Consider the following 12,453-nt stretch of genomic DNA (forward strand, 5'->3'; position numbering starts at 1 on the left):
CAGGGCGATAAGTTGATTCTTGACCCCACATGGGCGACTTTGGGATGATTTTAAGGGGGCCCCAGCATCGATAAATGTACATGTGTGAATCACATGCCCTCCTGCGGCAACGTGGCATGACGATGCCGCCGAGGTCATTGCGCGCCCACCTCAGCGGCACCTCATGGATTAGTCGCGGTGCGGACTCCGCAGCCCCTCCCGGCCAGACTATCGACGGCGAATTGCGGTCGGTGCGACCTTCTCCTGCGCGTAAGCCGCACCGTCGTAGTATTCCGCCGCCAGGGGCGGCCTCCAGGACCGGTGGATTTACCCAGCAACAGCGAATCGCGGGAATACGCTGGGCTGGCGCCCCGGAGAGTGGGACGCTCTACCACCAACTAACCCTTATTAAGTTCATGCCCCACCCAGCTAAGTGAAGATTTCTCAACCCCCAGTTTAGCCCTCTGGTGCGCAAGTGAGAAGGATCTTGACGACCTTTCCCGGTACGCATATGCACCTTCAGCAGGCAAAACAACTAAAAACCAGACAAGGCACGTGCCGGGATCGGGACTCATCGCGGCAGCGGCACCAATCACCGGCGGCGTCCGCTGCCGACCCGTACTCACCGACCAGTCGGGGCCGCCGCGCGAGGGATCACTCATGCGCCACCTCCTACTTTGCTCCCACCTTGGGGAGAACCTGGGAGCAAATTGGGAGCACCAGCGGCCCAGGCGGTCGCTTTCGAAAGCTGGGTCGACCAGCGGCTGAGTTCTCCATTCAACCCGCGCCAGGACTCACCTCGGGTCAGAGCGAACCTGGGAAACCAAAGTTGCCAGCACCATCAGACTCGACAAGCCCCTCTTCCAGCAACTGCGCCAACGCCTCGTTACGCATCGCTTCCTGAGACCACACCGCGTCAATGCGAGCTCGTGGAATCGTCCCTTGGCTGGAACGCAGCTCATTGAGAATCAAGCCGCGCACCTGCCGGTTCGTGCCCGCGTACCTTTGCGGCTTCCGGCTAGGGCCGTCCAACGGCTTGAGGCCCCGCGAGGCGAACTCGCAACGTTCCCGCAGCGGACAAACCTCGCATCCGGCGCTGCGAGCGGTACACACCAGCGCCCCAAGCTCCATGATCGCAATGGAGACATCGGAGGCAGTCTCCTCGTCGGCGGGCAGCAAAGCCTCCATCGCGGCCAAGTCCCGCTTGGTGGTCGCGGTGCCAGCGTCACGCTCGCCCGCCAACCGGGCCACCACCCGCCGGACATTCGTATCAACGACCGGGTGACGTTGCCGGTAGGCGAACACAGCGACCGCAGCGGCCGTGTACGTGCCAATGCCAGGCAGTTCGAGCAACTGGTCCAACTGGCGAGGCACCACGTTTCCATGGTGCTCGGCGATGCGTTCGGCGCAGGCTTGGAGCCGCAGAGCCCGGCGCGGATAGCCCAGGCTGCCCCAGGCGCGCAAGACGTCCCCGGTGGCTGCCGACGCGAGATCGGCCGGGGTCGGCCAGGCCGCCATCCACGCCTCCCACGCGGGCGCGACCCGAGCCACGGGCGTCTGCTGGCTCATCACCTCCGAAACCAGCACTCCCCACGCGGTCGTGCCAGGCTGCCGCCAAGGCAATTCGGAGCGCTGATTCTGTTCAAACCAGGGAATGAGCGCTTTGGCGAGCCAATCGGGGGCAACAGAATCCATGCGGCCCATTCTCTCTTACCTGAACCGGGTGCGTGTCGCGGCTGCGCCGGGGACGTGAGCTGCGATAGCGTTCCCCATCATGCGACTAACTGTGGGCCGGGAAGAACCGGGTGTTTACTGGCGACGGCGGGCGATCGCCGTCGGGGCGCTGCTCGCGTTGGTAATGGTGATCGCGATAGCCTGCCGCGCGATCGGCAGCGGGGACGACGACACCGACACCGAGAACACCTCCTCGGAAACAGTCCTCAACGAGGAGGCAACAGTCCCCGCCGACGACGCCACCCCCAGCCGCGACGTCAAACGTCCCTACGTCGACGGCGAAGAACCCGACGAAGAAGAGCCCGAACCCGAAGGGCCAGCCGATTGCGAAGAAAACGACGTCAGCTTGCAGGTCGTGCCAGCCTATGAGTCGGCCGCCGCTGGCACCGACGTGCCTACCAGCGTGCTCGTGGCCAACGGCAGCTCACAACCGTGCCTGGCCCCCATTGACGAGCTAGCTTTGGTGGCGCTGGCGGGCACCGAGCAAGTTTTCAGCTCGGCCGACTGCGGCGACGACTCCGACATTCAGTCAAACGAGCTCCCCGCCGGGGACGGCGAGATGGCGCAATTCAACTTCCAGGGCATTGCCTCGGCGGAAGGATGCGCGGGGGAAGCACGTCGGCTCCCCAGCGGAGACTACGAGCTCAAAGCGGTCATGGCCGATTGGGAAAGCGAACCGGTGACGATAACGCTGGACTAGCGCAGCCCTCGCGTGCATGGAAAACACTTATTGACCTAAAGCTTGGCGCTGCCATCAGTCGAATTCCATTCACGGTGACTCAGGCGCTACGGTCGTGCCGGTAAAGCCGATCAGGAAATCGTTCATATACTTTTCGACTTTTTTGCGAGGGGTGTAGCAATGTGTATCTAGCGTGACCGTACGTGTCACCTGGAGCCACTCGCCCGAAGCAACCACACCTTAGGAACCGCTCTGTGCTTACTAAGGTCGCGCTACGATCGCTGAAACCCCTGGGAGCTCATCGAAACATGCTGATTCATCTGTCGTTACAACCGATCGGGCGGTTGCCACGGCCGTTGCGGCAATCATGAGATCGTAGGCGCCTCGCTTCTTGCCCTGGGACTTCACATACGCCAAGAGCCTCGCGTGGACCCTGGCCACAGTCATGTTGTAATCCTCAGCTGGGACAAGTGCCAAGACGGTATCGATAAAGCGTTGACGCATCCCTCGGTTGTAATCATTGGCCAGCTCCACACCCGCCAGCAGTTCGGCAACCGTGACGGCTGCGATGGCGATGTCGTCATCGTCGAAGCAGACCGAGTCCAGCGAAATCCTCCCGCGCACGGCAGCAACCAGCACTCCCGTGTCAAGGATTACTCGTCGTCCCACAAGTTCCTCGAATCGTGATCGACAGCCTCTCGCGCGGAGCGAACATCTGCTTCCCGGTGCTCGTCAAGGCTCTGCCGGAAGTCGGCCATCGCCTTGAGGAACTCACCACCATTGACCTTTGGCGTCGGGACGAGCTTGGCAACACGCTGTCCGCCACGAGTGATGATGATCGTCTCGCCTCGCTCGACCTCGTTGATCGTAGCTGCGAAGTGTCGCGAAGCCTCAGTAACAGTTATCAGCTTCATGGAATCTAACTATCAGATAAATGCTCTTCACTAGCGGTAAAACAGACTGTTGCACGGGGAACGTTTATGTCACTTGCGAACGAAAGTCAGTCTGGTAGGTTGCTCCCCGCGTGTGCTGGGAGCTTTGCCACTTGATCAGCAACGTAAAACCGTCCATGGCCGTTTTTCATTCACTTTTCGGCTCAATGTGCTCGCTCTCCTTCGGAGCTTTGTCACCGAGGAGAAAATCGTTCATCAAGTCTTCGGCCTGTTTTACGAATGGCCGCAGCAACTTGTAGCGCGATAGCGTGATCGCCCGAGCGACCATGGGTGCTGTCTTGCGCGCCAGCGCGTAGCTTCGGGTCTGCTCGTCGGACTTGTCGTACACCCAGAAGAGGACGAGGCCCATTTGGTGTAGCCACATCATCTGGGGCAATGTCTCGGTCATTTGCGGCGGGACCTTGGTCGCGGTGTTGCGCAGGATTTCTCGGTAGAGATCGATCGTGCGTTCGCGAGAGACGGACGATTCGGGCGAGAAGGGGCTCAGTGGGCTGTCGGGGTCGGCTGCGTTGCGGAAGAACTGGCCGGCGAATTTGTGGTAGGGCCGCGAAACTTCCAGCCATGACACCAACGCTATTTCGATGCTGTCGGCCAGGTTTGGCTTCCCGGCCTTTTCGGTGGAGGCTTTGGCTGCTATTCGGGCGCGGGCTCGCGCGACGTGCCGGGTGGTGCTGTGTTCGTAGAAGCCCTGGATGAGGTGATCTTTGGAGGAGAAGTAGTAGTAGGCGTTGCCTACGGAGACACCGGCTTCAGCCGCGATCGCACGCATGGTGGTCTTTTCGTATCCATGCTCGACAAACATCTTGAGGGCTGTGTCCATGATGGTTTGTCGGGTGCGTTCGCCCTTGCTGCGCGCACTTGTATACGCAGCTGCTCCACTGGGCTGGGTGGGGCTAATTTCAGGGCGTTTACCCGCGTCTGAAGCCGGTGTTGTCACGATTTCGATCCTACGTGGCGACCTTGGGCTTGGGCTCGCTGCTAGGCGGGGGTGGCTCGAGTCGTGACAGTGAACCCGCCGACGCATTCCCATTGCGGCGGATTCGGTTGAGGACGACAACGTTGAGAACGTGCATGGCCCCCAGAATGAGCAGGACGGCGCCCAGCTTGAAGGCGACCGTCTCGAAGACGTCGCGCGGGGTGTGGATGGCTTCGGTGACGGGCATCCAGAAGACGACGAAGCCCAAGTTCAGCAGGTAGAAGCCGACTTGCAGCAGTTTGTTGACAGCGGTGGCAAGTTCTTCGTCGCCAGCAAAGACGTCCTTGATGAAGTGGTAGCCGTTGCTGCCCAGGGTGCGCCCTACCCAGACTGTCAGCACGAAGGCCAATCCAAGATAGACCGAGTAGCTGACGATGGCCATGTCCGTTTCCATGGGGGTTCCTTTCTATCGGACACGATTTGAACGTGTTCAATTATGAATCTGAGCGTACAGGATCTTTTGAACATGTTCAAACTGAGGATAGGAAGAACGAGAAACTACTGGTGCAGACCGACTTTCGTGGCAACACCAGGCAGCACCGAAAAGATAAGCGGAGGTTCATCCCCGCGTGCGCGGGGAGCATGCAAGTTCAGACAGCGCTACGTTGCGGCCTGAGGGTTCATTCCCGCGTGCGCGGGGAGCATTTATCTCTCATTGCCTTACGAATATTCTTTACCGGTTCATCCCCGCGTGCGCGGGGAGCATTGGTGTGAACATTTTTGATATCGACCACGATCAGGTTCATCCCCGCGTGCGCGGGGAGCATTTGGTATATGTGCCAATGACACACACGCCGATAGGTTCATCCCCGCGTGCGCGGGGAGCATAGGGTGTTTCGCGCTCTCTTACCCATGAACTCAGGTTCATCCCCGCGTGCGCGGGGAGCATGTAGGTGTGGGAGATGGTGAAGGGGATGAAGGGGGTTCATCCCCGCGTGCGCGGGGAGCATCCCCAACCCCACAGCGTAGAAAGAATTCGCCGCGGTTCATCCCCGCGTGCGCGGGGAGCATTCGATATCAGCGATCCTAGCTAGGTCTGTCCCGGGTTCATCCCCGCGTGCGCGGGGAGCATCACTTGTCCTCTGAATTCATGGCCGCGTTGCGGGGTTCATCCCCGCGTGCGCGGGGAGCATACTTGTTGACCAGCATCGTAACACCGCCCATGGCCGATTTTCATTCACTTTCGGCTCGATGAGCTCGCTTTGTTCCGGGCCTTCCCCTTCGCAGACAACACCGCTCGTGACACGCTGTACCGAAACCCCGGCTCTGTGCCTCACCGAACCTAGCTAGCAAGTGCTCGCTCCTGAGCCGCGCTACGCAGCGCCTGGCAAGACCTATAGCGCGCTAAGCCGCGTCCTCGGCCCGGCCTTCAGCACCCCGCTGGGGAGCTCCTTGCCCACCATCTCTTGGGCGAACTGGGCCACCTCTAGCAACTTATCCAAATCAACACCCGTGTCAATTCCCATGTCGTGCAGCATGTGCACGACTTCCTCGGTCGCCACGTTCCCCGACGCGCCCGGCGCATAGGGGCAGCCGCCCAAGCCGCCCACGGCCGCGTCAAACTCGGTCACCCCGTAGTCCAAGGCGGTGAGGATGTTGGCCAGCGCCGTACCGCGCGTGTTGTGGAAGTGCAGCAGCACAGGCAGTTCTTTCGACACTGGTTTTACGGCGTCGAGCAGGGCTTGCACCCGGTAGGGGGTGGCCATCCCGGTGGTGTCGCCGAAGGCGACTCGGTCGACGCCTTGGTCTACCAGTTGTTCGATGATGCTGGCGACCGCAGCGGGGTCGGTGTCGCCCGCGTAGGGGCATCCGAAGCTGGTCGCCACGATCACTTCGACACTGGCGTTCGCCGCGTGGGCTTGTTGTAGCAGCGGCGGGAATTCGGCGAGAGACTCGGCCACGGAGCGCCTCAGGTTGGACTGGTTGTGTTTTTCGGAGGCTGACACGACCACTTCGATTTCGCGGAATCCGTGGTCGAGGGCTCGGGATACTCCGCGGGCGTTGGGGGCTAGGGCCGAGTATCGCACGCCTTCGACGGGCCGCACGCGTTTCCACACTTCGTCGGCGTCGGCCATTTGCGGGATGGCCTTCGGGTGGACGAAGCTGACCGCTTCGATGCGCCGCAACCCGGTGGCGGAGAGCTTCTCGATCAGCTGCACCTTTGCGTCGGTCTCGACTGGGGCTTCGCTTTGCAGCCCGTCGCGGGGTCCGACTTCACGCAGGGATACGGATTTCGGTCGCGTCATCAGAAGCGTCCTCTCTTGGTGGACCATCGGCGGTTACTCAGGCATGTGTCGCCTTTGCTTTGAGTGTATCGCCGGGGCCAGAGGTCGCGAATTACTTCGGGGCGAGGGCGGCTAGGGCCGCTTGGCAGAGCAGCTGTTTGGTGTCTTCGGGCGTGACTTCGTCGCGCAGGGCCAACCAGGGGGTGGAGTTCATGAGGCCGAATGCGCCGTGGGCGAGGACGCGGGCTTCTTCGGGTTTGAGGCCCGGTCGCAGGCGGCATAGCAGGCCGACCCATTCCTCGACGTAGGCGCGTTGCAGTTTGCGGACTCTTTTGCGAGGTTCTTCGGGGAGACGGTCGAGTTCGTGCAGATGCAACACGATCACTTCGGGGGATTCCACGGCGAAGGAGACGTGGAAGTTAACTAGGGCTTCGAGGGCGGCCGCGGGGTCGGGCGGGTTGGGTCCGCCCGAGTGCTGTTTGCCGCCAGCGAGCATGCGTTCGCTGACGGGAATGAGCGCTTCGGCGAGCATCTGCTCTTTTCCGCCTTTGAAGTGGTGGTAAAGGGCGGGCCCGGTGATGTTCGCGGCCGCGCCGATGTCGTCCATGGACACGCCGTGGTAGCCGTGGCGGGCCAGCAGCTTGATGGCCACGTCGAGGATTTGCTGACGCCGTTTGCTGCCTCGCGCATTGTTGGCGCTGGCCGGGTGGGGGGCGGGTTCGCTGATGCTCACGTTCTCAGGTTACCGGCCGGTTGGCTCCGTTCTCGGTTTAGGTTTGTTTGCGTCCGGCGGCTGGGGCCGTGGTGGGCGTGTGGACCGGTCACGAATTCAGCTGTCGGTCTTGCTGCGGGAGCCGTGACATCATTTCTTTTTGGGTCAGGGTGTCGCCCATATGCAGTTCTGGGGTTGAGTCGAGGCCCTCGGGGCTGAGGCTGGACTGGTAGGTGTTGACGCGCATACGTGGCACACAGTGCGGGTGGTTGGCGACGATCCATTTGATCATCGCCTCTCGGACCTCGCAGCGTAGTTCCCACTGGTCGTCGGGGTTGGCCGCGGAGATGAGGAGCCGAATTTGCATGTAGGGGCCGATGGTGTGTTCGACGATGATGGAGGCGCGGCGTCCGTCCCATAGTGGGTTGTCGGAGACGACCCGGCGTAGTTCGCGGCGGGCCTCGTCGACGGGTAGTCGCCAGTCGACGTCCATGTAGACGGTGCCCAGCAAGGCGGGGTTGTGCCGGGTCCAGTTGACGTAGGGGTTGTCTTTGAAGTAGGAGGTGGGCAGTACGAGGCGTCGTTCGTCCCAGATGCGCACGACGACGTAGGAGAGGGTGATCTCTTCAATCCATCCCCATTCGCCTTCGACCACGACGACGTCTTCGAGGCGTAGTGCGTCGCCGAAGGCCAGGGAGATCCCGGCGAACAGGTTCGACAGCATGGTTTGGGCGGCGAGGGCGGCGATGATGCCCGCGAGCCCGGCCCCGGCCAGCAACGAGGCTCCGATGGCTTGCGCGTTGGGCATGTTCCACATGAACACGCCGACGACGAGGGTCCATGCCAAGGCCACCAGTAGTCGGTGCATGACATTGATTTGGGTGCGGCGGCGGCGGCCGTCGATGTTTTCGGTGTCGAATGAGCCGAAGTGTCTCTCCAGGCTTTCGCGGGCTAGGGTCAGCAGGTTTGTGGCCAGCCATGCCCCTGAGGCGAGGGTCCCGATGAGCATCACTTTGGAGATTCCGGCCGACCATTCGGTGTCGGAAAAGAACATCGAGATCCAGGCTTGGATGGCGCCGGTCGCGGCCATGAGTTGCCCGGGGCGCAGTGCTTTTCCGAAGATGCGGGAGGCGGTCTCGCTCTTGTGTTTGCGTAGAGCTAGTTTGCCGAAGAGCTTGAGGAGGCTGACGAATGCTGCTGAGGCAAGGGCAACCAGGAGCAGCTCAATCCAAGGGGGCAGTTCCAACATAGTAATTAAACTAATGGAAACGTGAAGTCGTGTCAGCACACACCTTCGCGGATAGTGTTCCGACTTGTACGCGGGGCAAGGCGGGGCCGATGCGCCTTGCGCGCAACGGTTCTGCGGGCCTGGGAAAACGCGCCGGGCGCTGTGCCAGTTCGCGGCCGAGAGAGCGCCTCATAAACAAAGCCCCGTCGACCCGTTGCGGAGGTCGACAGGGCTTGCAGAGCAGCGCCTAATGCTCTTTTACTGTTCGGTTCGGTGGCGAATCTCTTCGCTTTGGGTGTCCATCGCCGCTTCGTAGTTCGACGATTGGTAGTCCGATTGCATCGGGCCCTCACCGGTGTTCGCGTTGGAGGATGCGGCGGCCTCCTTCATCTTCGGAGCCTCCTCCTCAGCGGCGTTGAGGGCACGTTCCCAACGGGAACGCATGGGGCCGATGAGTCCACCGCCGACGCCGACGATGACGACACCGGCGACCATGGCCAATACGGTCCACAGGATCGGAACCAGGACGACGGTAGCGACGCCGATTTGGGCAAACGCGGCCACGGCCACGATCGCGACAATGGCGACCTGGGCGGCCATGCCCAGGGCTTTGCCGTAGCTGGTGTTTTCGAGCGTGCCGGAGATGAGTTCGCGGACAACGTTGGCGATCGCCATACCGATGACGATGAGCACTGCGGCGACGAACAGGTGCGGCAGCCAAGCCACGAGGTTGTTCAGCAGGTCGGATACCGGGTTGGGGCCAAATACCGCAAACGACAGTTGCAGCACGACCAGCACCAGGGCGAAGTAGACAAGTCGGCCCATGAGCTGGCTGACCGTGTACTTACCGGTGAAGCGGCGCAGCTCTGCGCGGTCGGCTACCTTGTCGAGCCCGACCTTCCCAAGTATCTTCCCGATGGCCTTCCCGATCATCTTGGCGATGAACCAACCAACGATCAGGATGACAAGAAATAGTGCGGCTCGCGGTAGGAACTCTCCTAGCGCGTCCAGGGAGTTCTGGAAGCTCTGCGTGATATCCATACTCCGGAGCGTAAGGCAGATCACGTTTCAATTCGGACTATTTCGCTAAATTTCGGTCATTAAAGACGCGAATTTTATGCCCAGCGAGCGAAAAACCTCAAAAGTGGACACTAATATGGGTCGGATTCGCGTCACAGGGCCGTCAGCCCGTGGCCCAAGTCGTCCAGTTCTGCCACGAACGGCTCGGGGTCGGACCGCGCTGCCCCTGGTAACGCGAACCGTTCACCGCCGAACCGTACGGATGCTCAGCAGGCGACGACAGGCCAAACAAACACAGTTGGCCGATCTTCATGCCCGGCCACAAAGTGATCGGCAAATTCGCCACGTTCGACAGCTCCAAAGTGACATGCCCATTGAAACCGGGGTCGATGAAACCAGCCGTCGAGTGAGTGAGCAGACCCAAGCGGCCAAGACTGGATTTTCCTTCCAGGCGACCGGCGATGTCATCGGGAAGCGTCACACACTCCAGCGTCGCGGCAAGCACGAACTCGCCCGGATGCAAGACGAAAGGCTCACCGTCTTCCACCTCAACCGGCACCGTCAGGTCATCTTGCTGCACCGCTGGATCAATATGCGTGTACTTCTGGTTGTTGAACACCCGAAAGCGGCGGTCGAGACGCACGTCGACGCTGGAGGGCTGGATAAGTTCTTCGCAGAAGGGCTCCAGATGCAGGCGTTCTTCTTTGACGGCGGCGCGAATATCGCGGTCGGAAAGCAACATAAGGGAAGCTTAACCGCCGCGCTGGCGGCAGGGCGTAGCCCACGTCGTCAAATAGGTATACGTCCCAATTGGGCGGCGCGAGCCGTTGGCATTCCTGTAGCGCCTCGGCGCACACGATCGCGTCGACCTCAGCGGCCGACGCGGGCGGGTAGCCGGGAATCCTCGACTGCAAGGCCACAATCGTGGTGCCTTCGGGCAGGTAAAGCCACCACGGATATTCCCACGAGTCGTTGCTTTGCACCAGTCCGACCCGCTGCGCGCCACTATCGGCCACCGCGCTCGCGGCGGCCTCGTACTGCTCTTGCCAATGGCTACGGCGCATGAATCGCTGTTCTGATTCGGTGGTCGCGAAAACAGACAGCTCCCCGACCAGGCGACGCGGGTAGCCATAGGCGACCGTCAAAACCCCAGCTAGCGCGGCGGTCGCCGCGAGCGCGACCACTGTGACCAGGATTGACGCGCGTTTGCACCGCCGGGAGATGGCAGTCGCCCAGGTGACGCCTGGTCCTTTCCCGGGCGGCTGTCGCCGTAGGCGGCTGGCTTGCCGTAGTGCGGCGGCGATACCAATGCCGATCAGCGGCGCGGCCAATACCACTAGAAACAGGTACAGCCGGTTGATCCAGGGCTGCCATTGCACGCTGGCGGCGAACGCGATGGCGGTGAGAACCAGGATTAGGGCATAGGCTCGGCGCACGGTCGCCAAGGTGGTGCCGTGTCGGTTGGGGCGGATCATGAGTGCCAGCGTGGCGATGATCGCCGCTAGGCCGGTGATGGGCAGGGCGGCGCGGTCCTCGTCGGGGTACCACGATGCGACTGGCCAAGTGGTGGAGCCGAAGGTAATCGCCTCGTCGTTGGGGTCGACGCCGAGGATGGCCGAGGCGGCGCGAACGAGCTGCGCGTGGGCCTCAGAGAGCGGCTGTATTGGTGTGTCGAGCGCGGTGTGGGTGATTTTAAGCCCGTTGACCAGCCACAATCGCGGGTCATCCGATTGCACGGTGATCGACTCATGTAGTTGCTCGGGTCCTAGCGGGTGACCAAAGGTCGTCTGCATCCGCCACAGATGTGGCCCGGCGATGATCAACCCGATGAGCACAATGGCCACCGAAGCCCCGACGGTCTTGGCGTAACGCGAGGCGCGCGTTCCTGTTTGGCTGGGTCGCGAATCCTGGATAAGACGCCTAATGCCCCACAGCAGCAGGAGAAAACCCACGGCGAGCAATCCGCTGGATTTGGTGACCGCGACAAGGCCGGTGGCCAGGGCCAAATAACCCAGGTCACGGAGGCGTGCGTCCAGTGACACCGTCGCCAGGCAGGCCACCCACGCGGCGGTCACCAGGTCGACCTGGGTGGAGGTGGCTTGCAAGATGATCTCGGGCGTGGTGGCCAAAACTCCCACGGTGATCACTTGGGCGTTGCGGCTGCCGCCCAGTTGGGCGCAAATGCGGCTGGCGGCGATGATCGCGCCGATCCCGGCGGCGAATTGCAGTAGGTTATACGCCGCGTCACTGCCGGAGACCAAACGGAGGTGGGCCAGCAAGTACTCGGCCCCGGGGTTGATGTCGATCTGGCGGTGAATCGCGGTGGCCCAAGGCTGCACGTTGCCTTGCTGTACCCAGTGTTCGATGCGGGGCAGGTGATAGGTCTGGGAGTCGAAGTTATTGGGGGCCGAGGCTATCGCCAGGATGAATGCCCCGGCGGCGATGGTTGCGACGACCCCGGCGGTCCACCAATGCCAGCGCGGCAGGCGGTGTCGGCGTAGTGCGCTTCGGTGGAGCCGGGCGAGGGTGGAGCCTTTGCCGCCGGGCCAGGCGGAGCCTTCGGCGTGGCTTTGGTCGCGGCGCAGTCGCCAGGTCACGGTGGCGGCGGTGGCGATGCAGGCCAACAGCCAGGCGGCGATGATGTGGTTGCGGGTGAGGGCGTCGAAACGGCTGAGTGTCTCGATAGTGAGGACGCCGAAGGCTCCCAACAGAAGTGCGGCACGCACGATGGCCAGGCGGATGGGGGCGACGACTTTACGGGAGGGGCCGCTGCCGGTTTGTCTTCCGGTGACGGGGTTGGGGCGCACGGCGAACGCCAGTACCCCGAGTAGCCCAGTGACCAATACGCACAGCAGCACAGACTCGATTAAACCGCATCGAAGGGGCACAGGGGGACCTTCGGGGTCGACCAAAATTTCACGCTGGTTTGGGAGTGTGATGGGGACGA

12 protein-coding genes and 1 CRISPR repeat array are annotated in these 12,453 nt (G+C 62.0%); of the genes, 1 reads left to right on the forward strand and 11 read right to left on the reverse strand.

Annotated features, from left to right (window positions below):
* Window positions 1-783: 783 nt before the first annotated feature.
* Window positions 784-1,674 carry an HhH-GPD family protein gene (locus JQS30_RS16180; RefSeq protein ID WP_213171269.1) on the reverse strand — a complete coding sequence of 297 codons (891 nt, stop codon included), beginning with the start codon at window positions 1,672-1,674 and terminating at the stop codon, window positions 784-786.
* Between the two features lie 79 nt (window positions 1,675-1,753).
* On the opposite strand from JQS30_RS16180, the gene JQS30_RS16185 reads away from it, so the two are divergent.
* Window positions 1,754-2,413, forward strand: a complete 660-nt coding sequence (locus tag JQS30_RS16185; protein WP_213171270.1) for a hypothetical protein — start codon at window positions 1,754-1,756, stop codon at window positions 2,411-2,413.
* Window positions 2,414-2,653: 240 nt separating this feature from the next.
* On the opposite strand, the gene JQS30_RS16190 is transcribed toward JQS30_RS16185, so the two are convergent.
* The 10 genes from JQS30_RS16190 to JQS30_RS17435 form a co-directional block, all read right to left on the reverse strand.
* A complete protein-coding gene (locus tag JQS30_RS16190) occupies window positions 2,654-3,061 on the reverse strand; it encodes a PIN domain-containing protein (RefSeq protein WP_213171271.1) in 408 nt (135 codons plus the stop codon).
* Window positions 3,046-3,306, reverse strand: a complete 261-nt coding sequence (locus JQS30_RS16195; protein ID WP_213171272.1) for a type II toxin-antitoxin system Phd/YefM family antitoxin — start codon at window positions 3,304-3,306, stop codon at window positions 3,046-3,048. The genes JQS30_RS16190 and JQS30_RS16195 overlap by 16 nt, the downstream gene beginning before the upstream one ends.
* 166 nt (window positions 3,307-3,472) lie before the next feature.
* On the reverse strand, window positions 3,473-4,282 hold the full coding sequence (locus JQS30_RS16200) for a TetR/AcrR family transcriptional regulator (RefSeq protein WP_213171273.1): 810 nt from the start codon (window positions 4,280-4,282) through the stop codon (window positions 3,473-3,475).
* Between the two features lie 10 nt (window positions 4,283-4,292).
* On the reverse strand, window positions 4,293-4,715 hold the full coding sequence (locus tag JQS30_RS16205; protein WP_213171274.1) for a hypothetical protein: 423 nt from the start codon (window positions 4,713-4,715) through the stop codon (window positions 4,293-4,295).
* A gap of 162 nt (window positions 4,716-4,877) precedes the next feature.
* Window positions 4,878-5,454: a CRISPR direct-repeat array (repeat unit 28 nt; unit sequence GGTTCATCCCCGCGTGCGCGGGGAGCAT).
* 201 nt (window positions 5,455-5,655) lie between these two features.
* Window positions 5,656-6,567, reverse strand: a complete 912-nt coding sequence (locus JQS30_RS16210; RefSeq protein WP_213171275.1) for a hydroxymethylglutaryl-CoA lyase — start codon at window positions 6,565-6,567, stop codon at window positions 5,656-5,658.
* A 91-nt stretch (window positions 6,568-6,658) separates the two neighbouring features.
* Window positions 6,659-7,279 carry a TetR/AcrR family transcriptional regulator gene (locus tag JQS30_RS16215; protein ID WP_246497954.1) on the reverse strand — a complete coding sequence of 207 codons (621 nt, stop codon included), beginning with the start codon at window positions 7,277-7,279 and terminating at the stop codon, window positions 6,659-6,661.
* An 88-nt stretch (window positions 7,280-7,367) separates the two neighbouring features.
* The gene (locus tag JQS30_RS16220) at window positions 7,368-8,507 is read right to left on the reverse strand and encodes a mechanosensitive ion channel family protein (protein WP_213171276.1); all 1,140 of its coding nucleotides are present in this window, start codon (window positions 8,505-8,507) and stop codon (window positions 7,368-7,370) included.
* Between the two features lie 237 nt (window positions 8,508-8,744).
* Window positions 8,745-9,527: a mechanosensitive ion channel family protein gene (locus JQS30_RS16225; protein WP_213171277.1), complete on the reverse strand. Its 783-nt coding sequence runs from the start codon at window positions 9,525-9,527 to the stop codon at window positions 8,745-8,747.
* A gap of 142 nt (window positions 9,528-9,669) precedes the next feature.
* A complete protein-coding gene (gene dcd, locus JQS30_RS16230) occupies window positions 9,670-10,200 on the reverse strand; it encodes a dCTP deaminase (RefSeq protein WP_246498170.1) in 531 nt (176 codons plus the stop codon).
* Window positions 10,094-12,364 (reverse strand): hypothetical protein, encoded by a 2,271-nt coding sequence (locus tag JQS30_RS17435; protein WP_246497955.1) that lies wholly within the window; start codon window positions 12,362-12,364, stop codon window positions 10,094-10,096. Before JQS30_RS17435 ends, dcd begins: the two co-directional genes overlap by 107 nt.
* Window positions 12,365-12,453: the final 89 nt, after the last annotated feature.

The organism is Natronoglycomyces albus (genome assembly GCF_016925535.1).
GTDB classification, from domain to species: domain Bacteria; phylum Actinomycetota; class Actinomycetes; order Mycobacteriales; family Micromonosporaceae; genus Natronoglycomyces; species Natronoglycomyces albus.